Below are 25,843 nucleotides of genomic sequence, written 5' to 3'. Positions count from 1 at the left end.
AAAAAGAACAGAATCAATAAAAACGTAAAAGTTTTAGTAAAAATCCTAGCAGTTAGTTAGAGTGACTGACGGAACAGTTAAGTTAAAATAACAACAAAGCCTTGCAGTCGTATATCTCCACCAGAGCTTATATATGAAGTTCAAAGACTTACATACCGCATTCTCGTTATCGGCATCTCTGCTTGAGTCTCAAACCTATTATGACCTGACCAAAGGCTTGGTCGAGCTGTTGCTGCAATTTGATGGCGTCAATTCTGTCCACTCGTATGAGATTCTAGCGCGGAAAGAAAAACGGAATACCGATCCAGATCTTTTAATCCGCCGCTTTCCAATGTCTTTGGATGAACACTATGTTGATCATAACCAAAGCATTATCAACACCATCGCGTTTCAGGGCAGCCACGGGGTTTCGTTTGCCTGTTTTGCAAACAAACCCTTCATCATTATTTACCTGCATGAAGATACCGCGCCAGAAAAGCTGGTGCTGGCTCAGGGTGAGGTCAGTGAGTTTGATGCTGAGGTGATTCGTGGCCTCGGGCTTATTTTTGACCGCCAGGTCAGGTTATTTGATGCTAAAGAGCGAGACCCCCTGACATTGCTGCACAACCGGCAAACACTGGATCACACTCTGCGCCAGGTGATCGACTTTTATAAAACTAAACCATCCAGCACACTGAGCTCTTGGCTGGTATTGTTTGATATCGACCACTTTAAAAAGGTCAATGACACCTACGGCCATCTGTATGGCGATGAAGTGTTAATTCATTTCGCCAACCTGATGAAGCAGCAATTCAGACATTCAGATTTCCTGTTCAGATATGGTGGCGAAGAGTTCTTGGCCATCATCAACCAAACCGACCGAAATGGTTTACTGCTGGCACTGGAACGATTCAGATCGTGCGTTGAACAGTATGATTTCCCCTCCGGGAAAGTGACTGTCTCTCTTGGCTGTACTGAAGTTACCACCCATGCTGCCATCAACAATATGATCGAAATTGCGGATGAAGCGCTATATAAATCGAAGAGCAACGGCCGTAATCAAGTCACCTTTCTTGCGTACAGCGAGAAAATACAGGCCGACTCAGATGTCGAGCTGTTTTAGCCATTACGGCCCCCATATGACCCAGATAATCCGCAGCGTATAGCAGCCGATAGCGCCAACGTTTCGTCTTCAGTCGTTACTATTGTTCAAATTTTAAACATCCTGTCGAAATACTGTTAATCACGCTAAAATAAAAACACATTAACCTACGGACCTGGTCATGACCCCTGACACGCTAGTTCGCTCTATGCTGCTTACGGTTACACTGACAAGCAGCACGCTGGTTTCACTTCCCGCCGCTGCAACACCGAGTGTTCATCCCGACAAAGCTCAGGTAATGAAACACTGGACCCAGGAACGCCGCGCACAGGCCATTCCCCGTGACCTGGTGATTGGTCAAAACGGCCAGGGGTTCCTAAGAAAACCCGACGGCCGTCTGCACCCTTATGGTCAGCCACTGGATATTAGTGCCATGGGGAAACCCTCCGGCACACAAGATACCGAAGCACCTGATATCTCTGAGATGTCTCCATCCGAGGGTTCCGTCATTGGCGGCGAGTCAGTTTTTACCGCCAAGGTGACCGATAATGCAGGGATCAGATCCGTTGCCTTTATCATCAATTATCCAAACGGCACCCAAAGCCAATCTTTTACGCCGACTTTCACCGGGAACGATACCTGGTCACTGCCACTTTCCGGCTTTGCTGACGGTGCATGGAGCTGGCAGGTAACAGCCAAAGACACCGCGTCTCGTGGTGGTAACACCTACACCACTGCTGCAGTGCCATTCACAGTCGATACCAATGGTGGCGGCACTGGCGGTGATACCGGGGGTGACACTGGTGGCGATACCGGCGGCACAGGTTCTGATGTTGTGGTCAATGCCGGCTGGGATGGTGGCACTGTTGTTAAGGAAGCCGCCGGCCGGATCTACTTTGAGATGCCAACCAATCGCAAATTGCGCCGTTGGGCAGGTTATGTCTGCTCAGGCACAGTAGTCGATGATGCCACCAGCGGTCGTAGTATTGTGATTACCGCTGCACACTGTGTCTATGACGACGCCAATAAGGCTTTTGCCCGAAACGTACTGTTTATACCCAATCAAAATGACACCACCGGGTCGGGTACCGACAGAGATTGTAGTAACGACCCTATCGGTTGCTGGGCGCCAAGCTTCGGCGTGGTCGATGAAGAGTGGACTAACAGAACCTTCCCAGACAACATCCCATGGGATTACGCCTACTACGTGATCGATGATAGCGGCGCGCACCAAGGTAGCAGCGCATCAAGTGATGCGCTGGATACTGCAGTCATCGCGCTACCTGTCCAATTTACTGCACCGGTCATAGATGATGGTACAGCGGGTGCCGAGACAACAGACTACACTCATGCACTGGGTTACTCTTACAGTGATGACCCCTTCTTTATGTACTGCGCAGAGGATATGACGACTGAAGGTACAGCCAACTGGTGGCTGCCTTCATGCGGCCTGTCCGGCGGCGCGTCCGGCGGTCCCTGGGTACAACCAATCGATGCCTCTGGCTTTGGCCCCATCATTTCTGTCAATTCCTGGGGTTACTCCACCACACCGGGTATGGCAGGACCAAAGCTGAGTGGCACCACTGCCGCTTGCCTGTTCAATATGGCCAAATCTGCACCACTAAACCAGCCCGGTTACACCACGGATGGTCTTGCTGGCGTGACGGTTTACCCAACAGATTGCCCCGCGCCATAACCGCAATCAGATGAAACAGGCCCCGCTAATAGCGGGGCTTTTTTATTTATAACGATTTATTACCCATATATGGCGAAAAACATGGTTTTTTGCAGGGTTATTAACCATTTTGCTGATTGCCAGCTGTGCCATATAGGTTAATGATTACTATCTTTGACGACCGAACAACCCAGGAGCAACAGATGCAAAACGTTAATGATGTAGTAGTACTCAGCGCCGGCCGCTCGCCTATTGGTTCTTTTGGCGGCGGTTTGAGCCAGGTAGAGCCATCTGAACTGGCCGGACAGGTCATGAAATCCGTTATTGAACGTAGTGGTGTAAACCCAGAACTGATTCGTTTTGTCACCTCTGGTCACTGTATTCCTACCGATTCCCGCTTTGCGTATGTTGCCCGTGTTGCTTCAATCCAGGCAGGCCTGCCGCTGGATTCTGTTGCTATGGCTGTAAACCGCCTGTGTAGTTCTGGCCTGCAAGCTGTCGTCTCTACTGCTCAAACCATCATGCTGGGTGATTATGAATATGGTATCGGTGGCGGTGTAGAAGTGATGTCACGTGCCGGTTACATGTCACCGGCAATGCGCAGTGGCGCTCGTATGGGTGACAGCAATATGGTTGATATGATGGTCGCCACCCTTACCGACCCATTCGGTGTGGGCCATATGGGTGTAACTGCCGAAAATCTAGCAGAGAAGTGGGACATCAGTCGTGACGAACAGGATGCCCTGGCCGCTGAATCTCACCGTCGTGCTACCGTGGCAATGGAAGAAGGCCGCTTTAAAGAACAGATTGTGCCAATCTCAATCAAATCCCGTAAAGGCGAGAAGATTGTTGATACAGACGAGCATGTGAAACCTGAAACCACTGTCGATACGCTCGGCAAAATGCGTCCTGCATTTAAAAAGGATGGCACCGTAACTGCGGGTAACGCCTCTGGTATTAACGATGGTGCAGCTTACCTAGTGCTTGCCTCAGCAGAAGCCGCGAAACGTGATGGCCATAAACCCATTGCCCGTATTGTGTCTTATGCGCTGGCCGGTGTACCTAATGAGATTATGGGTGAAGGCCCTATCCCGGCCTCGAAAGCCGCACTGGAGCGCGCGGGCCTCAGCATTGCTGATATGGACGTGGTTGAATCAAACGAAGCATTTGCTGCACAGGCGATTGCGGTTGCCAAAGGCCTGGGCCTGGATATGGCAAAAACCAACCCTAACGGTGGCGCGATTGCACTGGGTCATCCTGTTGGTTGTAGCGGTGCATTCATTGCGACCAAAGCACTTTACGAACTGCAGCGGATTGAAGGCAAATATGCACTGGTCACCATGTGTATCGGTGGTGGTCAGGGTATCGCCGTGATCTTTGAGCGCCTGTAATCAGGCACTCAAACCAAAAAAAGCGCTCTTAAGAGCGCTTTTTTATTGCCAAATGAAGCCTTTTTTATTCATTCATAATCAACGTCACTTTCTGATTTTGCTGTTCCAGCTGCATCTTAAGCTGGAACGTCGACCTGCCAAAAAGCTGATCCTGATGCCATACATGCAAGGAATACTCACCGGGCTTTAGGTCCTTAAATTGGGCTAACCCGTTTTCATCAGAGCGTGTAAATATTGGCGTATCCAGCACGACAACCCAGCCAATCATGTGATCATGAATATTGCACCCTAAGACCACCACACCCGGTTTATCGAACACAATAGGCGCTTTGGGCTTACCAACGTAGAGCTTTAGTTCAAAGGGCTTTGGCGCTGAAAAAGAATATACATGGTGTCGGAACGAATCCCGATTGGGAAACTCGATGGCAGTGCCCGTGGTCACAACCTGCATTTGCGGGACAAATTGCTTACCCTGCTGGCTAATCGCAACCTGCTGCATCGGCTTTAACAACGGTGCATTCTTGGCTTTAAGATAAACCACGGCACCACTTAACGGGAGCCGTGCAGTGTCCTTGACCTCTACATCAAGGTTGGCACTAAAAGCAGCAGCGCTAATACAGCCAAGAAGCGTACCGAGTAACCCGTTACTCAGTCGTGTACAAAACTTATCAGCCTGCATCATGGCTCAATGGCGAATGCCTTCACCGAGCTGACTGAGCCTATATTACCCATGGCTGTCGCCTCACCGGTTGCCAGATCAAACTGAACCAGCACAGGCGCTGCGCCATTGCTTAACGTCAGAGTACCCAGTGCAACGTTATCAATATCTGAAATATCCATGGTGGCATCGATAACATCACCCTGCCCCAATGCACCGATGGTATACAACACACCCAGGTTCGGTGATACCGAGGGCTTAACCCCTTCTTTAGTGCCTTGCATCACCAGCACATCACGGGTGCGATCAATGGCGAAATTGGTAGTGAGTTTTTCATCATCAGAATTATAGGTGTATGCCGCCGCTACGATATCTGGCATCTGTCCTGCATTGGCATCTTGCGCATCGAAAGCCAGTTTAGGATCGGTTTGCAGGCCATCGGTTTTTTTATCAAAGTCGATAATTGCACCGGTATCAGGGTGCAGCCGCAAGTTCAGATTACCTGCACCGACAACACGCAACTTATCAGCCGCCGGGTTGAAATCAAAACCATACAGACCACCGGAAAGATAACTCACCGGACTGGAACCCTCGATTAAGCTCGCAACACCGCTTTGCGTATCAATCATGTAGATACGGCCTGTATTGGCCAACGCATACATATCACCTCGGGCCACGCGATAATCAATACCAACAATCTCATCGCCTGACACCAGACCAGTTAACGCCACTGTGTGTTTTACATCAGCAGGCATTGCCGGATTAACATTCACCAGGGTGTCATCACCCGTTAACGCCCAGACTGAAGTAGGCATTTTCATTTCTGCAACAGCTGAACCGGATAACACTAACGCACCGACTGAAATAACACTGCGCAAACCACGGCACGTCAAAGCTTCGATTAAGTTCATGGTTTAACCCCTATTATTATTTAGAGAAAAATTGTGCAAAGTATCGTTTGTGCAGGCATTGTTAGCCGTTTCACTCGTATGCCTTAAGCGTATGTTCCCCCACCCGTTCAGATACTTTTGTCAACACATAGTCTGCCAATTGCTGGGTGAGAATATTCTCACCACCATAGGTGGTCAGAGCATAGAAAATAGCACGGACTTCTGGTGCATCGGTTTCCGCTTGCAAGTACATTTTTTGCAGCAATGCGGCAACCTGAGACGAATCATTTACAGAGAGATGCGACTTATACCAATCAGCAACAAACGAGGAAGGCTGATATTCACGCCCAAACAATCGCAATTTAACCCGGTTAATCACCCCTGACATTTCCGGCTCACTCAAATCCATCAGCTGGCCAATTTCAGCATTGGTAAATTTAAAAAAGTTCATCAGCAGAATCAGCAGATCACGGTCAAAATTCTTATCGTTTTTAAGCCATGCCTGAAAATTAGGTCGGGCATATTGGTCGGGCCAGCGGGTTTGTGGAACCATTTTGAGTCCACTGCGAGATTTGCGTAACGTAGCTGAACCGACAATCTGTAATTTTGACATAGTCTCTAAATCTAGGAATTTTTCTTAAATCTAAAGTATAAGCAATCCGCGCGAAACCCTACTTAAGCACTGATTTTAAATGCGCCTATCCGAAAGCTCAAACCGCTAGACAACCTAACACTGAATCTATTGGTCGATATTGCCAGATGCTCAACCGCAAGGGGTTGCTAGTCACCAACCCGGATGCAAACTACAACCTGCTAACGACCAAGTCTGGCAACGAATCTGAACTACCGTTCACTTACGCTGGCTGCCCAAAGAAGGTGCGAATAAGTCCTGTGCTCCCTCGGGTTTTCAGTCCGATGTGGAATCAAGACACTTGTTTGCAGGCATGCTTGTTACCTGTCGAAAATCGGTCACACAGAGATCAGATTGCTCTGAAAGCCCCATGGGGCGGATTCTAAAACAGCCTTCTGCTTTGTCAGGCCACTTGGAAAGGACTTGTCATTCCACTGCGCTGTTTTTCGCGCATAAGGCTGATTTATCGCCCGCAGAGAAAGTCTTAGACTTGTTCGCAGGTTCCCTCAGGGCAGTCCGTTAAGCTCACATCTGCAGGCTTAACGATGCGCTGCGAAGTTATCGGACTTATTCGCACCTTCCTTAACCACCAAAAATAACCGCCGCCGGTATCTCATACCTTTCGGTGCCTAGCCGGATAAAATGCAGGTCATTTTCCACGCGGGTAGAGAACCCCTCCCAGCGATCAGCCTCACTCATATCAGCGCCAATTGCCTGTCCCATGCGAAAGTACACCGCCCGCTTCAGGCCAGAGGGGCGATCGATAACAACGGTAGCATATCCACCGCCACTCCTAGCCACACCAAATAGGCAAGCAGTCGTCGGCTGGCCCGGTTGCTCGGCACAGGGAAGCGTCCCGGTGGCATCGAACTGCTGCTGCCCGGCACGCAGCGCTGAATCATCATATCCATATGCAATACTGCCATCGGGAGAAACGGCTGGCTCAAGGTAATCGGCTGCAACATAACCACGCAAACCACCCCCCAGCGTTTGTACATCGCACCAGAACCGGCCTTCAGCGGTTTTACAGCCTAAATTATCGAGGATAGTGCCTGTCGGATAGGCAGCGATAACCTTGGCGCGGGTCGTAGCAAATTGTCTAAGATTCACGCCACTTGACCCTGCGGCCACCTGCCAGTTACGCGGCCCACCCTGATCTGGCCCCTTGGGCGCGTTCACGTCATGCGCCTCCGGTGCTGTTTGCCGCTGCCAGGTTAACACACCTCCATCGGCCATCAGGCTGAGATGAAGCATGTCCCCCTCTAGCAAGTACGAGCGTACAAACGACACCTGAGACATGATGAATTGATCAAGATGCGGAGGGCGGCATAAAGCGCGGGTGCCTGCAAGCGGCCCGAAAGTAAAGCGCCCTGACGTGCCTGAAGCGCCAGTTTCGGTCTCATAGGCGCCAGTGGCCCTATTACAGTCGAGCTTCATGTTTACACGTCCGTCAGCATTCAGCACCATAGTAAACGCGTTAGGATCTTTAGGGCGTTTAATCCCTATCTGATCACTGGACGAAGTAAACTTGATAAATACCCAGTCGCTACCAGCGAGACTTTGCGCTGCGGCGTTAGAAACACAGGCAGCAACAGCGATGATTGTCAGCTTTGCAACGTTGCGGACATGATTAAAATAACGATATGTCAGTAATATCAAATTGCTACTCTCTTAAATAAGCGGCCTTGTTTATCTCTACACTCTCGACTGTAAAGTGACTGAATTCAATACAGAGACTAGCAGAACGCAGTTAAATCCGATGAAATCATGTTCAATAGTTAAGATTAACCTGCGGCAGCTACACGAAGGAGACCGGTTGGTGAAGAGGTTGCAAACAGCATTTATCATACTGTGGTCGATAGCTCTGCTCTCAGGCTGTGCTTCTATACCTGACAGCAACTCACCTGTAGCAAGCTATAAAGAGCGGCTTGAATCACGTGAAAAAGATGGCCTGAAAGTATCCGTAGCTGCATTGGGTAGAGAAGAATCAATCCGAGTATTCGGTGCGCCACTGAACGATATTGGCATTCAACCCATCTGGCTCGAAATAGAAAACCAATCAACTGTCATGCAATGGCTCCTGCCCATCGGGATCGATGATAACTATTTTCCACCCTATGAGGCATCACGACGTGCCAGTAACGTCTCCTCACGCAATGAACGGGAGCTTTACGCAGCACTTTCTCAGCAGGCCATAAAATATGTTGTCAGACCAGGCGAGAAAACCACAGGGTTTGTCTATGCACATGCCGATGAAGGCATGAAAGCCCTCAATGTACGTCTGCATGGTGAAACCGCTGAGCACAACTTTCATTTTGTGGTGCCAGTGCCCGGCATACCAAATAATTACTTCGACCCAAATCCAGCAACGCTGTACAGCCAAACACCAACGTCACTGACCCTACCAGAACTACGCGAGTGGATTGCCAACCTGCCCTGCTGTGCAGTCAATGCAGAAAGCGCGCCTGGGGACCCTATCAATATGGTGTTTGTAAGTGACCTCGATACACTCAGGGAAGCCTTGATCTCCAACCACTGGGATGTCACAGCACCCATTAGCAGCGCCTCAATCAGACGGATGATATCGGCGTTTATTTTTGGCTCACGTTACCGCTATGCGCCAATCTCACCGTTATATTTTTTTGAGCGGGAGCAGGATATCGCTTTCCAGAAAGCGCGATCGGTTATCGATGAGCGCAACCATATGCGCTTATGGCTTGCGCCAGTCAGTTATCAGGGCCAGTCCGTTTGGGTTGGTCAAGCCAGTCGTGATGTCGGCGTAAAGTTTTCAGGCCGCTTCTGGCCACCAACCACGCATATCATTGATCCTGATATGGACGATGCGCGTTTCTATATTGTGCAAGAACTTGTTGATACCGGTTATGCCGGCAGTTTTGGCTTTGTATTGGGCCACCACCCTGCTCCACCCGAATCCCCTCACTATAACGCGGAAGGCGATCCCTATTTCACAGACGGACATCTGGTGGTCTTTTTCCTGGTAAAAGACCCTGTCACACCCGCAAAAATTGAACTGCTTAACTGGGATTTACCAGAGGGCCTTTTTGAGCGGTAAAACCTGAACCGGAAGTGTCAAAGAGACAAAAATGCTGTTACCGGACAATATTCATCCTAAGGGTAAAGGCTATCGCGGTGCTTGGCCTTGTTAACCCTGAACAAAAAATGCCTCGTGGTATGACACTTCGCCATGCGGAAAGCTGTCGTTAAACGACAGTGCTTGAAAGTACTCAGCAGGCACACCGGTGCAAAACAGCCCATCAATGACCTTGAAGCCGAACCGGCCATAATACTCAGGGTCACCAAGTACTACGCAACCCGACGCTCCCATTGTCTCAAGCGCGGCAAGAGCGCTTTTCATTAGCGCAGTGCCAACACCATGGCCTTGAAACTCAGGAAGAACCGATATTGGCCCAAGTCCAAACCAACCCGCTGCGCCACTGGCAAGCGTGACCGGCGAAATCGCAACATGACCAATAATGCCTCCATCAGCTTTAGCAACTTGAGAGATCGTAAGTGCTCCCGCGCGGCGCAGGGCATCAACAATGAATTGCTCAGTATGATCAGTATGCGGCGAATGTAAAAACGCCTGCGCTGTAACCTGATGCACGCTCGCAGCATCACCTGAGTTTTCATTACTTACTTCAATATTCAAGCTAGCCTCTTTGCAGGGTTAACGCCGTGCTCTGAGATAAAACGAAACACCGCGTCGTTTTATCCCGAGTGGCGCTTGGCGCTGCCATGTTCTTCATGTTCTATACACGCCGGTTGCCTGGAAGTGTTCCCGACTTCTCGTCATCAACCAGAGGCACGACTCACGCTGCAACTCTATTGGCAAGCCACTAGCTTTCTGACGACATCTCTGCCACCTGCACCTGATTCCTGCCCAGTTTCTTAGCCCGGTACAACGCTTTATCGGCTTCCCGCAGCAGCTCTTCGGCCCCCCGCGCCATTTCCGGCACCATGGTGGCGGTACCGGCGCTGATGGTAACCACGTCACAGACCGATGAATACAGATGTTTGATCGCCCTCTGCTCTACGGCGCAGCGGACTCTCTCAGCGACCTGGGCCACGCCCTCATGGTCAGTATCGGGCAGAATCAGCATGAACTCCTCACCACCGTAACGGGACACCAAATCTGCTGGACGGTGAAACTGGTCGCCAATGGTTTCCGCCACGGCCACCAGACAGTCATCACCGGCCTGATGACCATAGTTGTCGTTATAAGCCTTAAAGTGATCCACATCCAGCATGATGATCGACAGTGGCCGTTGTTCACGCCGCAGCCGGATCCACACCTCCACAAAATAGGCGTCGCCTCGACGCCGGTTGGCAACACCGGTCAGGCCATCATGATCCACCAGCCCCTGCAGTTCTGTGTTAAGTTGCTCCAGACGAACAGTTCTCTCGGCAACTTTCTGTTCCAGTGTGCGAGAATATTCCTGCACTTTTTCATAAAGGTGGGCATTCTCGATTGCCACTGCTGCCTGCGCCACCAGTAACCTGATCACTTCCACCCTGGCTTCACTGAACACGTCACTGGTCAGGTTGTTCTCCATATACAGCGCCGCCTCAAATCGCTCTCGCCGGATCGGTACACAGAACACTGATGTTGGCCTGAACCTGCACACATAGGGGTCCTGTACAAAAGGGCCTTCAACTGCTGCATCATGTAATACCACCGGTTCAGCGTCGTGTAACACCTGATTGATCAGCGTGATCGGCAGTGGAACCTGTCCCCCAGCCCTGTCCGGCACTAACGAATGCGCGGGAACGCCCTCAACAGACAGCGGCTGTTCCGGCAGCCGGGCAGATTCGACCGTCAACCGCCCCTCATGCCGGAGCACCAGACAACCCCATTGACCACCGGCATTTTCCAGCAGAATCTCCATGGTGGTTCTGAGCAGCCGCTCCAGTACAATTTCGCCTGATATCACCCGCGAGGCTTTCATTACTGAGGCCAAATCCATATCACTCAATGCTCTCGACCCGACAGCAGACGGTTCCCTCACCAGTTCACGCAGCACCGGGAACTCCTGTTCAAGTTGGTGCACTTTGCGCTGGGCACCCCAGCGGTCATAAAGACGGTGGGCACCGCGCAGATAACCTTCAGCACAGCGACGGCGTTTGGCCTGCAACAAAAACCGCGCGGCCCGCTCACAGGCAGTGGCTTCATCACGCAGGAAACCGCTGTCCCGTGCCGCATCGATAGCATTGTCATAGCGCAGCAGCGCCGCCTCACAGTTGCCATCCAGCGCCAGCAATTCCGCCTCCATCAGATACTGCAAATGACGAAAATTATCCGCGCAGTTGTCGGCCCAGCGCGTCATGCGTGCCAGGTCCCGTGCCAACCGCTGCCGTGTATCAGCCTGTTCAGCCGCTGCCATTTGGGAATAACGCGTACTCAGGGTAAGAAATGCAACGATATAGAAACGTACCAGCTGGGGCAGCGACATGGCCGACTTGATCAGTTTGTCCTGTTGCCGCACATGTTCCAGGGCACAATCATAATCGCCGTACAGCAAACAGATCTCGGCATGGTAGATATGGTAGTTAGCGATGCCGGTCATAAACTGACGCTTGCGCATCCCCGCCAGACAATCCTGTTCATCAAAACTGTCATCACTCAGACTGAACGGTGAGTCAGTCAAGCCCAGCAGGTTACGCTGCAACTGCAGAAACAGAGTGCCCGAATCCAGCGAGTCCTGATAAGCACACTCGCGCACTATTTCCAGATTTTCGGCATGCAGCCGGTGGACAGTTTCCAGATCCAGAGTTGGATCCCAGATCACGCAGTCCTGAGCACTGTAGGCGAGATAAAGCAGATCACCCGTTTGATAACCGGCTTCAATCCCTTTGCGGAACCAGCCTGTCAGGCTAGACCAATGGTTGCTCCAGTGGCTCACAAACATGGCGTAAACGTAGATTACCCTCGCCCGCAGGGTAAGATCATCCAGGCGCTCATTGATCGCCAAACCGACTTTGGCATAGGCATAGCCCAACGCCGGTTCGTCCAGCTCACCACACAACAGCATGCCATAGGCAGCATAAGCAAAGGCGGTTTCCGGGCAGTTACCATGACGCAGGGAGAGGTTAACCGATTTCAGGACCAGATAGGAAAACAGCTTGCCGCTACCGGACAGGAAGGCGGCAGCGAAAATCTCCATTAGCAATCGCATGGCTGTCAGGGTGGCTTCATCCTCGACCACCGGGGCATCCACCAGCCCAGAAATGCTCCGCCCACCCAAGTTATCCAGCACCCGTTGCCTTTCCCGATCGATATCCGCCTCCGTGGGCCGATCGGTAAACTCAACGCCCAGCAACGCCAGCCCCTGAATGGCCGATAAAATAGATGACTCCATACGTCCAAGCGTCGCGTACTGCCTTGTACGCGTGGCCAGTATATTACTGCGATCTAGATCCGATCTGGCATGCTCCAGCATCACGTCAATCCAGTGATCAGCCAGTTCGGCACGGCCAGTCAGGTAAGCACACTGCTGGGTTTCAGAAGACAGTATCTGCATCAGTTGCGGTACTGTCTGCCAGGGATTGTCAGGCAGTAACTCCTCGGCCACCTGCAGGTATTTGAAAGCGGAATCATAGGCCGATGACTGTCTGGCTTTCACCCCGGCTCGCAGGTTCAGTTCGGCAAGCTGAAGTTTGTCACTACCGGAGCCCATCAGCTCCCGCCCCTCATTGAGGTGGCTAACAATATCGATAACCCGCTCATCCGGCACCCGGTCTCCGGCGTGCTGCAACATCAGGCGTCCCATCGACAGGTGTAGTTCACTCAGCTGCTGACTGTCGATCAAGGCATACGCAGCCTGTTGCACCCGGTCATGTTGGAAACGGTAGCTCGGATTGAACGTAATGGCCTCTTCACCTTCACCCATCAATCGGTAATCGCTATGCAGCGGTAACACCGTATGCTGTTTCAGTGCAGGCAGTAGCGCAGCTGCGGTTTCAGCTATTGGTCGTTCATAAATAACGGATAGAGTATGCAGATCGAAAGTGCCGCCGATGCAGGCGGCCAACTGAAGTACACGTTGGGTCTTCTCATCAAACTGGCGCAAGTTATGCACCATGAATTCAACCACGTCACTACTGACCGCGGACCAGAGTACTGCATCCAGATCCCAGTTCCAGCAGCCACTGGCATCGAGGGCAATGGCCCCCTCTTTATGCAACTGACGCAGCAGCTCATTGGTGAAGAAAGGGTTGCCCTGCGCCTTGTCGTGCAACATATCGCTAAGTGAACGAACCTCATCCGGCTTGCGATACAAAGCGCCAGCCACCAGGCTTGCCACTGATGTCCGGTCCAGCGGTCCCAGTGGTAACTGGCGAACCTGTTGTTTCTGACTCAGGTCATCCAGCAACAGACGCAGTGGGTGACCGACTCCGACCTCGTTGGTGCGATAGGCACCGATCAATAGCAGGTGACTGAGTTCATGGGAGGTCACCAATCGGCGCAGTAGTTCCAGGGTCGGAACATCGCCCCACTGCAGATCATCCAGGAACAGCACCACGGGATGCCCCTCACCGGCAAACACCCGCAAAAAACTGGTCAGGACAATCTGCAAGCGGTTCCGCGCCTCGGTCGGTGGCAATACTGCCGCCGCAGGCTGTGGACCAATAATCAGTTCCAGCTCCGGTACCAGATCTATGACCAGGCGGGCATTAGGCATCAATGCCTCGAGCAGGCGCTGTCGCCAAAGAACAATGCTGTGTTCCGGTTCAGCCAGTACCTGCTGCACCAGACTACGGAAGGTAGCGGCCAGAGCCGTGTAGGCCTCCCGTTGCTGGAATTGATCAAACTTACCCTGTACCAGAAAACCCCGCTCACGCACCAGTGGCCGGTCCAGTTCATTCACCAAGGCAGATTTACCCACGCCGGAGTAACCCTGTACCAGACAAAACTCGTTCTGCCCGGCTACAGCGGATTCAAACAACCCGAACAGTTGCTCCAGTTCACGGTCCCGACCATACAGTGTCTGCGGTATTAGAAACTTCTGTACCCTGTCTTGTTCACCCAGAACAAAATGATCTATCTCACGGCCCTGCGCCAATTGATCGGCACAGTACGTTAGGTCATGCCGCAAACCGGCGGCACTCTGATAACGGGCTTCAGGGCTCTTGGCCAGCAACCTGAGGACAATGGCCGAGACCGCTTCTGGCACCTCAGGAACCAGCTCATGTGGTGCCGGCGGCAACCGGCTAATATGACTGTGTACCCACTCAAGCAGACTACCGGCCTGAAATGGCTGCCTTCCGGTCAGCAACTCAAACAGCAGCACCCCTAAAGAGTAATAATCGGAACGGTAATCCAGATCCCGGTTCATCCGACCGGTCTGTTCCGGGGAGATATAGGGTAGTGCCCCCTCCAAACGACGGGAGGTCTGCATTGCCTGACGCTCCTGATCCAGCTCGGACGCAATACCGAAACCGGACACGCTAACCCTGCCTGTGGTGGGGTCATACAGCACATGTTCCGGCGTCAGCGCCTTGTGTACCCATCCACGGGCATGAATATCACCCAGAATACGGACCAGCTGCAGTGCGATATCGAATACCTCTGCCAGAGGCAGCCCATTGATATCCGGCCGTTCAAGGTAAGACCTGAGGGAACATTCAAACAGTTCGGCGACCAGCGCCAGGTTTCCACTACCATGGGGTAGCACCTCATATACCCGGCGTACGCCTTCAATATCAGCTAACCTGCCGGCAATGGTTCCTTCACGACGAATCACCGCTATCTGCTGACGTTCCGGATATTCGCTATCGAGGGTATCCACAGCCACAGCTCTGCCATCCGCCAGACGGCGGGCGCTATACACCACACGGCCATCCGACCGACCCAATACCGGGCCGATCTCATAACCAGGCAGCTGTAGACACACCGGCTCCATCAATTCACTCCAACTGTCGCTGTTCAGACGCCGAACATGCGACTGAAGGTGGCACTGAAATCAGTATGCGCAGAGTGACGCAACGGCTCACCGTGACCACACAGAGCATGTCTGAAGCTCAGTGACTTTAACCGGGTGAAGTCCTCGCCGGAAGGTGATGCCGCCTGCAGCCAGACAGGACCGAGATTGGCCGGTGTAAAGAAGCCCATCTGTTGCATCAAGGCACGGGAATCATCAGAAAAATACGCATCCGGCGCATGCCAGTTCTGCAATGCATCACAGGCAATCAGAATACCGTCGGAACGTTCCAGGCGCAGTACTGCTTCCGGAATCTGTGCGGTACTGAACACAAACAGACTGGCATCGGAAATTGGTAAAGGTTCGTCACTGGTTAGGCGGCGCGTCACGGCAAGGCCGGATTCGTGATCGACACCCGGCAACGCCCAGTATTCTGCACCGTAGCGCTGCACATAAAACGGGTCATCTCGTCCGTGCAGAGCACCCAAACGAACCACATCCGTCACCCGCCCCAACTGATCCAGTTCGGCCAGCCCTTGCTCATCCAAGCGTACACTGTTGATAATGATCAGGCGTTCGCCGTCACGCACCACTGTCATATTGCGGCTGAACTGCCAGTCTAACCCCTGCAGTACGGTTTCCATGGCACCACTGACAAAAAATACATCGGGAAACACCTCTACCAGGGAGCCATGAGATAAAGCCGGGGGACATTGATGCATTACTGAATTCCTCATTCCTCGTTATATTCGAAGCGGCCCACATAACGATACTCACGCGCATACTCGTTAAGGTAACTATTCAGGTAGTGTCGCTGGGCTGGGTTGAATCGTCCTTGACGGATATCATCCATTGATTCATTACCGTCACTGCTATCCAGTCGCTTGATATGGAACAGGGTCATATCCCGACCACCGAAAAAGCCTTTGAGAAATTCATGCAGCGGTCTTGCCTTTGACATATCAAACACCGCGCCGGACAGTGCTGTATATAACGGGTATTGTGCCAGTGTTCTGACGTTGAATGTGGGGTAATCACCCTCCGGTGGCACAAATGACGGGTATTGGTCGGGCTCGTGCACAGACTGAGCCAGCAGCTCACTGACATAGTCGGCATCAATGCCAGCTTGGCGAGCACCATCTACCAGCAGGTTCAGATAACGACGACACGGCTGGCAACGGTTATCGATAAATGCAGGCATCCCGATATAAGTCAGTGCCGGAAGCAGCGCTCCATCCACCTCCACTTCGACCGAAATTCGATCATAACCGTGACCACAGGCTTCTGCTGCATCCAGGGGTGCAAGCGCGGCGTCCGGGCAGTCGTAGACAACCCCCATTACCCGGTCACCGGGCAGGTCGGAACGTTCGATGTTGCCCACGCCACCTTCGTGGCGGAAAAAATGCTGCACATTGAACCGCAGCCGCCAACCATGTAGCACCGCGCGCCGGGCCGACAATGGTTCGACCCCCTTCGCCCGCAGCGACGTCATGTTCATATTGGAGCCGAAACCAAAGTAGCGAAACATATTGAGCCAACCACCGTCCTGAAGTACTAAGCGAGCCTGCAGCGTTTCAAACGTTGTTACAATACCGGGATCAGAGTCGAAATCAAAATATCGTTACAACCGCGCCGGTAATATGTCTGCTAAAGCCGTTCAGGTGGCCAGAACAACCGTATTGCGACTAAAGCTTGCTGATCACTGCGTGACCGATTTTCGATAGGCAACCAGCATGCCTGTAATCGCTGCCTTGATCTCCAATTACTCTGAAAGCCAGAGGTGTTTTGGACTTATTCGCCGGTTCCCTAGATGCCGCCATACATTCATAACTGACTGTCTTTCCCCTGCTGCGAGCAACAGGTGATAAAACGCTATCCCGGCGGCAAGCATTTAAATATCGCGAAGATCCCAGTGGGCATGTATACCCACTCATGGCTTCGCGGACTATTGATCCACAGGGTCAGACCCGCAGTGATTCGGATCTACATTAAACTCCATGTTTTTCCGAAATCCACACTCACCAAATTCTTCTTACCTTCTAATACTCTACATTCAGCAATAACCTTTTCCCCTGTATTTTCAGGGAAGCTGAGCTGACACCCCCTATAAATTAAAATCTCATTTACCTGCCATTGGTCGTCACCATCGGCTTTAAAATAGACCTTATCTGGGTTCCCACTATCAACCCCGTGTAAAAAGATCCCCAAATCTGTGTTGTAGATACTTCTGAGATCGTTAGCGATTCCCTTAGGCAGCTTAAAAGGGCTTACCAGCCCAAGTTCCATATCCACAAATACCGCAGTGGAGTGGCCCCCAATCCATGCATATTGCCGCCCAATTGCGTAAACACCATTATGTGTCATGTTGAAGTTTCCATCTGGCATTTCTTCCCCAGGCAGCACACCTTGTGAATATTTTGTCCAACTTACTCCATCATCGTCTGATACCAATAGATTAAAATTTCTATCGACCAGAACCACGCCCAGATCGGCATACAAGGCACCACGAATAGCAAAAAAATCTTTAGGCACCGCCACTTCTGTAAGTCTATCGCCTGCACGTCTTAGAACTTTTCCTCGCTCTGACAGAAACCATGCTCGCTCCCCGGTAAACGAAAAGCCGGTAATCCGATCTAATGTGCCGGTGTTATAAAATTTAGATGTGTTCGCAGGCCGCGCGCTATCATCCAGCAGTGTCCCAAGTTCTCCCACTAGATATTGGTGATGCTTGTATATAGCAGGATAAAGGAGTGTGAGATCTGGGGTATCACCAACTTTTCCTTTAGGGGGATTATGCATATCAGAGAGCAGAGCAGTTCTAATCACATCAATTTGCTCATTTACATATTGAGCATCTACTAAGCGCATCTGATCTGCCGATAGGTTTTTGGCGAGAACCGGGTGATAGTCCTGAAGGTATCTCCAGCCGGAATCACCATTTTTCAGTCTTAAAATATTATATCGATCTCCTTTGCGGTCCGGATGGATATAGACCATTCCCAAGTTGGTAACCTGTCCTGCTTTTATTTCAAATTCAAAATCAAGCCGCAGCCTTTTATAGTAAGTTGTATTTTTTTGTGAGACACCGTTATAGCTGCTGGCATACCCGGATGTCAGTGTTAGTGACTGCATGACATACTTACCAGGCTTTAGCTCATTAAGATAAAAGCCATTATGGGCTTTGCGTTCTACCTCCCCCTCAATAGCTATTTCTGCCTTACCCCAAGACAAAGTGGGTGAAATTTGTAACATCACCATACCCGACTGAGTTAACTGACTTGGCAAAGTAGCGGGTTTAGTCGTATTGCCCGCGAAACACCCCCCTAACAACCCACAAAGGATTAACAAACACAAACCCGAATATAGCTTTTGAATCATACAAAATGTCCTTATTTTTTGATGTTAAGCGCGGTGCTGACTTGAGCCTTTACAAAGTATGCATATTTTACAAAGGCGGAGATGACGCCGCGCACATGAGCGGCCGAAACGTACTATAGGCCATCCCCACCCAGGCTTTTTTGCTGGACGAATGATGCGCCTTGTTAGATACCATTTTCACGTTAAGTTTAAACCGCCATCTGAAAGGACAATCTCACCCGTTAGATATGAGCTATTGATTAACATGCCGGCCACATAGGCAATTTCTTCTGGTTGGGCACCGCGTTTCATGGGGGCTTTGTTTTTCCAAAGCTCACGGGCTGCTACCCAATCATGACTCATGGGGGTGTGAACTAACCCAGGGGCTATAGCGTTTACTCTAATATCAGGACCCAAATTCAACGCCAACAGCTTCGTCATGTGATTGAGCGCAGCCTTAGTCACCGCATAAGGTATCGATGCGCCTTTGGGGCGGACCCCAGCATGGGAACTGATATTCAGGATGCAGCTAGTCACATCGTCAGAAGATGACTTTTTCAACAGTGGCTCAGCTTCGGAAATGAGTGTCCATGGCGATATAACATTTACCTCGTGTAGCATTCGCCATACTTCTGGAGTAGCCGCTTTTAGGTTTGCGTGATCTATAACGTCGGTGAGTGCTGCGTTATTGACTAACACATCTAAGCGTCCGTACTTGGCGGCAATTTTCTCAATAAGGCCTTTTGATTCTGATTGATTCGATAGGTCGGCCTGGATATACGAAGCATTTTCATATTGTGCTGCTAAACGCTGACCCTCTTCTACCGATGAGCGCGAATGAAAAACAACAGAAAATCCTTCTGCAGCAAGCTGATTGGCAATAGCTTTACCAATGCCTGATGTTGAACCTGTAACCAAGGCTACTCGAGTTGTCATAAATTCCAGTCTTGTATATACGGGCGGCATGGCATCTTACGCTGCGTTCACCGGTAAACTGGGAGCGCCGCGAGTAATTTATCCGCGTGTAGGGCCTTGTCAGGCATGGGCCAATTTAAGACCGACAATGCCTGCACAAATCAATCCTAAACTCACTAGCTTAAGAACGTCAGCTGACTCGCCGAACAATACTATACCCAGTAGCGCTGTACCTACAGCACCAATACCCACCCAAACGGCATAGGCTGTACCAACGGGCAACGTTTTCAGGGCCAAGCCTAACAATAGAAAACTTGCAACCAACGACAATACCGTTGTGACTGTAGGCCAGAGTTTCGTAAAGCCATCCGTGTACTTCAAGCCGATGGCCCAACCGATCTCCAAAAGGCCAGCTACAAACAACACGACCCAGCTCATACATACCTCTCAATTAGCTTTGGGGGCATCCTTTAACGCCGTCAAGAAGTGAGGTCGTCCTTACTTCAGCGTGCCTCACGCCTGTCACAAACGGTGCCTAACACAGGCGTCCGGTGAAGTGCCGAAGGCTCGGCACAACCTTAATGACCTTAATGACCTTATTAGGCCTTGAATACCAAGTAACCGCCTGTACCAAGCATTACACCACCGATAGTTTTCTGATACACCCCAGAAAATCTGTGGCGACGTGCGATATTGGAAACGTTGGCACCCAACAATGCATACGCAATTTTAACACCGCCAACGCTTATGATGGTGATTGCAACTACCACTGACATTTCGTAAAAACCGATGTCTGCCAGATCGATAAACGCTGGAAATAGACTTGCGTAGAAGAAAATAGCTTTTATGTCTCCGAGGGTTAAAACGAAGCCAGACACCAAACTGGCCACCAGATTCTTGGGCTGAAGCGAATTAGGCGGCGCTTGAAGAGGAGCGGAGCTCGCAATCAATAGTTTCATTCCGAAATAGATTAAATAAAGCCCACCGATCACTTTTACCACGACGAAAAAGCTACCTAGCACTTCAGCTGCTGCAGACATGCCTGCTATAGCGAGGCCGACAAAGAGCAGATCGCCGAGAACGATGCCAATACCTACTGCTATTCCATTAGCTGGACCTAAAGAGGCTGCACGAGCAACCACCAAAGCAACACTGGAGCTCGGCAATGCAGCGAGCAAGACCATGATGCCTAACAACGTGATTGATTCGGTGAGGGTCATATGAGTTCACGTCTATTTTTAATCAATAAGCGGCTAAATAATGGGCTGAAACCGAGCAGAGTGAATGCGCTGCCTTTCGCGCATAAGCGCTGATTTGGCACCCGCAGAGAAAGTCTTGGACTTGCTCGCAGGCTCCTTAGTGCTCGTTTGTCTTTAATTTATCGTGTATTAACTTTTCGGTATGCTCAAATAACTCAACACCCCCAACCTCTCCGTGGCCAGGCACGACAATATCAGCATCCTTATATTGACCTTTTAATTGCTTGGTTATTTTTAACCAAGAATTAATATCGCCATGTACTATATTACCAGCAGATTTAGCGTCTAAAGATCGTATAGCACAACCACCAAATAGAATTTTCCTTTCCGGGAGCCATACCATTAGGTTATCCATTGCATGCCCAGCTCCGGGAAAAAACACTTCCAAAGAGCCAAACTTAACTGCTGCACCTGCCTCGTTAAGTTCATGTATGACATTATCAGGAACAGGAGCTCCTTGCTCAATAGTGAGTTGTTTTGTCAAAGGGTGTGCAAAAACGTTAACCCCTGCAGACTCTAAAACATCAACACCCGACGCACGGTCACTATGTGCATGAGTAACCAATGCTTGTGTCACTGGTAGTTTTATGTGTAATTCAATAGCACGCAACAAATTTACTGTTTGCAACTCTCCCCATGCAGTATCAATTAAAGTTAAGCTTTGGCCTTCTTTGATAATTAATCCATTTGATGGAAACTTAATACCATTAGGATAAATATAAAATGATGTATGAAGCCAAACGCCGTCATCTATTTTTTTAATTTGAATATCTGTACCTGAGCTAGATGCAGCCATACTATTAAAACTAAAAAGAATGATTAAGATACTGCTTAATATAAATCTAATATTCATTAATATTCCTAGAGCACTAACGCGATGGTTTGAGGCTGGATTGAAGCGCAGCGTAAAGCCTGCCCCAGCCACCTGGCGGCGAATAACACACCACCTTGTTATATTTTTTTCGCTATTATTTCAGTTGGTGAAACCAGGCCGTTCGCGATATTACTAATCATATTACGCATTTTTTCTGGTGAGGTATGTTGCATCAGCAAATGTAAGCCCAATGCTGGAGGCCCTTTACTGGCTTCACTTTTTTCCTTGAGCTGCTTAAAAAATTCAAGCGCGAACTCCCGTCTGTCATTTATGGCTTCGATTGTGAAGCCGGATGATTGCAAAAGCGCCGAATATTCTTCCGGAGAAGACAAAAAGCTGAAACTCTCATCTGAAGCCCAAGGAACAGGGTAGGACAAATTGCCCTCCTTGGTCCGCATTACATCATACACGCCAAATTTAGCCCCTGGCTTGAGGACTCTGGCTGTCTGGGTGAATAAAGCACCTTTCGCCTGAATATTCATTCCCACGTGCAGCATATACGCACCATCAAATGACATATCATTGAATGGCATATCCAGCGCACTGCCTTGATGTAATGACACTAGGTGTTTTAGGTCCACCCAGTCCGTTAACGTTTTGCCAACAGACACATAAACATCTGTTAAATCGATACCAGTAACCTTATTGCCATAATGCTTCGCTATGAATCGGCTGGCCCCACCCAGCCCACAACCAATATCTAGCAACTCAGCAGATTGGCTGAATGTGAGCTGATTCATAAGGTGGTCGGTGGCTACACGGCCACCGATGTGAAACTCATCTACTGGCGCTAAATCTTCTACCGTAACGGTTTTGTTTGATTTTCCCAGTTTACTTATGCCCGCATGAATCAATTCAAGCAGCGAGCTGTTGTCATAGTGATTAGAAACGATAGTCTCATCAACCATTTCAATCTCCTTATGAGCCAGAACAAAAAAATAGAACGCCGGAATGCACTGACTGAGAACACGCGTGGCGGTTTGTTAGTCTGGCGCAATGACGTGTCAGCTACGTGCTGGCTGATGAAATTCGATAACATTGTCATCAGGATCTCTGATAAAGAAAAATTTTGCGCCGTCATGTTCAACCTCACCTGTAATCGGGAAACCTAAGCTTTCGATACTATTTTTGGCTGAATGATAGTCTGTGATTTCCAAGGCAATATGGGTATAGCCCGGATATTTCATATCACCTTCCATTAGAACATTTTTCTTTGCCGCGCCAGCGGACACATTAAGAATAAGATTGAGATTTATTCCCGCCGGGTGTTCGAGGATAGCCACTGGCTCTGGACCAACTGGACCTGCAAGAAATACAAAACCAAGTTTCCCATAGAATTCACGAGAAACTTCCATATCCCTCACTCGTAACCCAACGTGATGAATTCTTGTGATTTGTTTCATCATTAATTCCTTGATGTTAACTATATAGGCGCAGCTAAGGAACCTACGCATAAGTCCAAAACGCCTCTGGCGTTCAGAGCAATGTGAGGTCAAGGCAGCCGTTACAGGCATGCTTGTTACCTGTCGAAAATCGGTCACACAGAGATCGGATTGTTCTGAAACCCCCATGGGGCGGATTCTCAAACAGCCTTCTGCTTCAGGCAGCTTGGAAAGGACTTGTCATTCCACTGCGCTGCTTTTCGCGGCATCAGGCTGATTTATCGCCGGCAGAGCAAGTCTTGGACGTGTTCGCCGGTTCCCTAACGCAAAGCACAGCGGCACGAGTATACGAGTGCCCAACCGGTAACGGCCGCGTATTGCAGCGCCTTATTACGAGTGATACTCCATAATAAGCTCCGGGTGCCCGGTGTGCTCATCGATTTGTTCTCCACATAAAGTGAATCCGTGTTTCTCGTAAAACGTGATACTCGGAGTATTTTCTTTGTAAACAGTGAGCTGTAAGCGCTCTCGCCTATTCTTAGCATCAGCCAGTAACACTGAGCCCAACCCCTTGCCCTGTGAGCCCGGTGCTACAAAGATCGCAGCAAGACTGTTCTCATATAGGCTATAAAACCCAACAACTTCCCCCTCGGTTTCATACACAAGCGTCTCCGATGCTGGGATGTATACATCACGTATCATGCTGATGTTCGATTTCCAAAACGCAGATTCGATGAAGTCATGGGCCTTAATCGATGCCGATAACCAGATTGCGACAATCTCATCAATATCGTTTAGCCGATAATCACGAACCATTTGCTTGCTTCCTGGTAAACGTAACGCCCGCATTTGCGGCTGGTTTGGAGCGCAGCGGAAAACCAGTCCGACAACATGCGCTTGTTAAGTGCTGGTGAAACCGTAAAAATAGCCAATTATTTTCTTGATTTTAACCAGATACACTGTACATTTGAACAGTATATTTCTGGAGGTTTACCATGGCAAATGAGTATACATCAATAGAGCTCTGTGCTGGAGCTGGGGGACAAGCTCTAGGATTACACCAAGCAGGCTTTAAGCATAAGCTACTGATTGAAATAGATAAACCAGCTTATAAGACCCTAGAGTTTAACAATGCCAAACACTCTTTAGGCTGGGAAAAAATTATTGAAGGGTGCGTCGAAGACTTTGCTGAGAATCGAGCTCATGAGTTTCTTGGAGTTGACTTGGTTGCAGGGGGCGTGCCTTGCCCACCATTTTCGAAAGCCGGAAAACAACTGGGTAAAGATGATGAACGCGACTTATTTCCAGCAGCACTTAAGATCGTTGAGAAAACTCAGCCTAGAGCAGTGATGCTCGAAAATGTTGCAGGATTACTAGAGCCAAAATTTGACGAGTATAGGTCAGAAATTGATCAGAAACTCAGTGCGCTAGGGTACAAAACATTTTGGAAGCTACATAATGCGTCAGATTATGGTGTGCCTCAGTTAAGGCCTAGAGTTATTTTGGTCGCACTCCTTCCCGAATATGCAGATTTTTTTTCTTGGCCTAAAAAAGTGATTACGCCCCCGACTGTTGGCGAAGCCTTACATGATCTTATGGCATCAAATGGTTGGGAAGGCGCTGATGAGTGGAAGGTGCGAGCAAATAAAATTGCACCTACTTTAGTTGGTGGCTCGAAAAAACATGGCGGCCCTGATCTTGGGCCAACTAGGGCTCGAAGAGCATGGCAAGAGTTGCATGTTAACGGCTGCATAGTTGGTAACGAGCCGCCTGAAAAAGGCTTTACCGGTTATAAAGATAAAGAAGAATATAAGGGTATGCCGTTACTTACTGTACGTATGGCTGCCCGAATTCAAGGATTTCCAGATTGGTGGGAGTTCTACGGGAAAAAAACCCCTGCATATAGGCAAGTTGGCAATGCATTCCCCCCGCCAGTTGCAGAAGGTATTGGCAAACAGATACTCAAAGCACTAAATCAGGCATTAAAAAATGAAAAGGCAGCTTAATTAGCTGCCTTTTTCATCTAGATAATACTCTGCTGCATTTTCCATTACTTTATCCCTGCTTTCCCCAGAGATATCACTATAGTGATAAATTCTTTTGAGTGTTCTTTCACTAATAGATACCATTGTTTTAACACCGACCAACTCAGGGAAAGCCCAAGAGCAAGTTGCGCATTCTATTTCACAGCCTTCACAAGCTCTGCGCTTACCGACATTACAATTGTTACACATAGGCTGCCAGTTTTCTAAATCATTTGTTCCACCTCTTGAAAGCGGAATTTTATGGTCAGCCTGGAGCCCTCTAATACCTGCGTCTATTTGCAGGCCACAAGTAGAGCAGCAGTAATCGTTAGATTCAAATAGCTTTAATTTTTGTGTTTGCGTTAAATAGTCTCGATCTTGTGGGGGAGCTAGATTATCAGAGTTAATTCTCCAAGCGTGACCAGAAAACTCTTCACGATAGGACGATTCTAAATCACATCCCAACTGATCACGCAGTTCTCTTGTTCTTCGATCAAAGTATTTCTGGCCTGTTAGTTCAAGGAGTTCTGCAGAAGAAACCCAAGGCTTAGGAAATGAATCAACCTCATCATTCCATAATCTTTCTAGAATTTTTAATTTTACATCGCTTAGCTTACGCTTAGTTGGTAACCGATCTAGGTACTCTTGAAACTTCATACTACGTTGTATTCTCCATCTATGGTAAGCACTTAACGCTCAAAGCAGCCGCGCAGTATGCGTCGGATGGCTTTTCTTGTTATATGATTGATAAATACCCAGTTAATTCT

At 49.6% G+C, this 25,843-nt stretch carries 22 protein-coding genes; 5 read left to right on the top strand and 17 right to left on the bottom strand.

From position 1 onward, the window contains the following. Positions 1-133: 133 nt before the first annotated feature. The 3 genes from ACFVYJ_RS02375 (at position 134) to ACFVYJ_RS02365 (ending at position 4,147) form a co-directional block, all read left to right on the top strand. Positions 134-1,102 carry a GGDEF domain-containing protein gene (locus tag ACFVYJ_RS02375; protein WP_419415502.1) on the top strand — a complete coding sequence of 323 codons (969 nt, stop codon included), beginning with the start codon at positions 134-136 and terminating at the stop codon, positions 1,100-1,102. Between the two features lie 160 nt (positions 1,103-1,262). After that, positions 1,263-2,777 carry a hypothetical protein gene (locus tag ACFVYJ_RS02370; protein WP_419415503.1) on the top strand — a complete coding sequence of 505 codons (1,515 nt, stop codon included), beginning with the start codon at positions 1,263-1,265 and terminating at the stop codon, positions 2,775-2,777. Positions 2,778-2,959: 182 nt separating this feature from the next. Then, complete coding sequence (locus ACFVYJ_RS02365) at positions 2,960-4,147, top strand: acetyl-CoA C-acyltransferase family protein (RefSeq protein WP_419415504.1); 1,188 nt, start codon at positions 2,960-2,962, stop codon at positions 4,145-4,147. Between the two features lie 64 nt (positions 4,148-4,211). Here ACFVYJ_RS02365 and ACFVYJ_RS02360 read toward each other — a convergent pair whose 3' ends face one another. The 4 genes from ACFVYJ_RS02360 to ACFVYJ_RS02345 all read right to left on the bottom strand — a co-directional run bounded on the left by ACFVYJ_RS02360 (position 4,212) and on the right by ACFVYJ_RS02345 (position 7,985). Further along, a complete protein-coding gene (locus tag ACFVYJ_RS02360; protein WP_419415505.1) occupies positions 4,212-4,829 on the bottom strand; it encodes a methylamine utilization protein in 618 nt (205 codons plus the stop codon). Beyond that, positions 4,826-5,716, bottom strand: coding sequence for a DUF4394 domain-containing protein (locus ACFVYJ_RS02355; RefSeq protein WP_419415506.1), 891 nt, complete (start codon positions 5,714-5,716; stop codon positions 4,826-4,828). Before ACFVYJ_RS02355 ends, ACFVYJ_RS02360 begins: the two co-directional genes overlap by 4 nt. A 70-nt stretch (positions 5,717-5,786) precedes the next feature. Beyond that, positions 5,787-6,308: a hypothetical protein gene (locus ACFVYJ_RS02350; RefSeq protein ID WP_419415507.1), complete on the bottom strand. Its 522-nt coding sequence runs from the start codon at positions 6,306-6,308 to the stop codon at positions 5,787-5,789. A gap of 600 nt (positions 6,309-6,908) precedes the next feature. Next, on the bottom strand, positions 6,909-7,985 hold the full coding sequence (locus ACFVYJ_RS02345) for an META domain-containing protein (RefSeq protein WP_419415508.1): 1,077 nt from the start codon (positions 7,983-7,985) through the stop codon (positions 6,909-6,911). 160 nt (positions 7,986-8,145) lie between these two features. Here ACFVYJ_RS02345 and ACFVYJ_RS02340 point away from each other — a divergent pair, with 160 nt between their 5' ends. Continuing rightward, positions 8,146-9,399 (top strand): LssY C-terminal domain-containing protein, encoded by a 1,254-nt coding sequence (locus tag ACFVYJ_RS02340; protein WP_419415509.1) that lies wholly within the window; start codon positions 8,146-8,148, stop codon positions 9,397-9,399. A 90-nt stretch (positions 9,400-9,489) separates the two neighbouring features. On the opposite strand, the gene ACFVYJ_RS02335 is transcribed toward ACFVYJ_RS02340, so the two are convergent. The 12 genes from ACFVYJ_RS02335 to ACFVYJ_RS02280 all read right to left on the bottom strand — a co-directional run bounded on the left by ACFVYJ_RS02335 (position 9,490) and on the right by ACFVYJ_RS02280 (position 23,868). Further along, positions 9,490-9,996: a GNAT family N-acetyltransferase gene (locus ACFVYJ_RS02335; RefSeq protein ID WP_419415510.1), complete on the bottom strand. Its 507-nt coding sequence runs from the start codon at positions 9,994-9,996 to the stop codon at positions 9,490-9,492. A gap of 187 nt (positions 9,997-10,183) precedes the next feature. Then, a complete protein-coding gene (locus ACFVYJ_RS02330; protein ID WP_419415511.1) occupies positions 10,184-15,247 on the bottom strand; it encodes a diguanylate cyclase in 5,064 nt (1,687 codons plus the stop codon). 23 nt (positions 15,248-15,270) lie between these two features. Further along, a complete protein-coding gene (locus ACFVYJ_RS02325; protein WP_419415512.1) occupies positions 15,271-15,987 on the bottom strand; it encodes an MBL fold metallo-hydrolase in 717 nt (238 codons plus the stop codon). 11 nt (positions 15,988-15,998) lie between these two features. Continuing rightward, positions 15,999-16,793: a gamma-glutamylcyclotransferase family protein gene (locus ACFVYJ_RS02320; RefSeq protein ID WP_419415513.1), complete on the bottom strand. Its 795-nt coding sequence runs from the start codon at positions 16,791-16,793 to the stop codon at positions 15,999-16,001. Between the two features lie 455 nt (positions 16,794-17,248). Then, positions 17,249-18,643 (bottom strand): hypothetical protein, encoded by a 1,395-nt coding sequence (locus ACFVYJ_RS02315; RefSeq protein WP_419415514.1) that lies wholly within the window; start codon positions 18,641-18,643, stop codon positions 17,249-17,251. Between the two features lie 177 nt (positions 18,644-18,820). Next, positions 18,821-19,558: an SDR family NAD(P)-dependent oxidoreductase gene (locus ACFVYJ_RS02310; protein ID WP_419415515.1), complete on the bottom strand. Its 738-nt coding sequence runs from the start codon at positions 19,556-19,558 to the stop codon at positions 18,821-18,823. Positions 19,559-19,657: 99 nt separating this feature from the next. Further along, positions 19,658-19,975, bottom strand: coding sequence for a quaternary ammonium compound efflux SMR transporter SugE (gene sugE / locus ACFVYJ_RS02305; protein ID WP_419415516.1), 318 nt, complete (start codon positions 19,973-19,975; stop codon positions 19,658-19,660). 161 nt (positions 19,976-20,136) lie between these two features. Next, the gene (locus ACFVYJ_RS02300; RefSeq protein WP_419415517.1) at positions 20,137-20,757 is read right to left on the bottom strand and encodes a LysE family translocator; all 621 of its coding nucleotides are present in this window, start codon (positions 20,755-20,757) and stop codon (positions 20,137-20,139) included. A 136-nt stretch (positions 20,758-20,893) separates the two neighbouring features. After that, a complete protein-coding gene (bla, locus tag ACFVYJ_RS02295; protein ID WP_419415518.1) occupies positions 20,894-21,649 on the bottom strand; it encodes a subclass B1 metallo-beta-lactamase in 756 nt (251 codons plus the stop codon). A 98-nt stretch (positions 21,650-21,747) separates the two neighbouring features. Further along, the gene (locus ACFVYJ_RS02290) at positions 21,748-22,578 is read right to left on the bottom strand and encodes a methyltransferase domain-containing protein (protein WP_419415519.1); all 831 of its coding nucleotides are present in this window, start codon (positions 22,576-22,578) and stop codon (positions 21,748-21,750) included. A gap of 96 nt (positions 22,579-22,674) precedes the next feature. Then, the gene (locus ACFVYJ_RS02285; protein ID WP_419415520.1) at positions 22,675-23,073 is read right to left on the bottom strand and encodes a VOC family protein; all 399 of its coding nucleotides are present in this window, start codon (positions 23,071-23,073) and stop codon (positions 22,675-22,677) included. Positions 23,074-23,442: 369 nt separating this feature from the next. Further along, a complete protein-coding gene (locus tag ACFVYJ_RS02280; protein WP_419415521.1) occupies positions 23,443-23,868 on the bottom strand; it encodes an N-acetyltransferase in 426 nt (141 codons plus the stop codon). Between the two features lie 179 nt (positions 23,869-24,047). On the opposite strand from ACFVYJ_RS02280, the gene ACFVYJ_RS02275 reads away from it, so the two are divergent. Further along, on the top strand, positions 24,048-25,058 hold the full coding sequence (locus tag ACFVYJ_RS02275; RefSeq protein WP_419415522.1) for a DNA cytosine methyltransferase: 1,011 nt from the start codon (positions 24,048-24,050) through the stop codon (positions 25,056-25,058). On the opposite strand, the gene ACFVYJ_RS02270 is transcribed toward ACFVYJ_RS02275, so the two are convergent. Continuing rightward, the gene (locus ACFVYJ_RS02270; RefSeq protein WP_419415523.1) at positions 25,059-25,733 is read right to left on the bottom strand and encodes an HNH endonuclease; all 675 of its coding nucleotides are present in this window, start codon (positions 25,731-25,733) and stop codon (positions 25,059-25,061) included. Positions 25,734-25,843: the final 110 nt, after the last annotated feature.

Origin of the sequence: Pontibacter sp. JAM-7 (assembly GCF_048548695.2) — a bacterium.
Lineage (GTDB): Bacteria > Pseudomonadota > Gammaproteobacteria > Pseudomonadales > Balneatricaceae > Neptuniibacter.
This window is presented reverse-complemented; position numbering and strand designations above follow the sequence as displayed.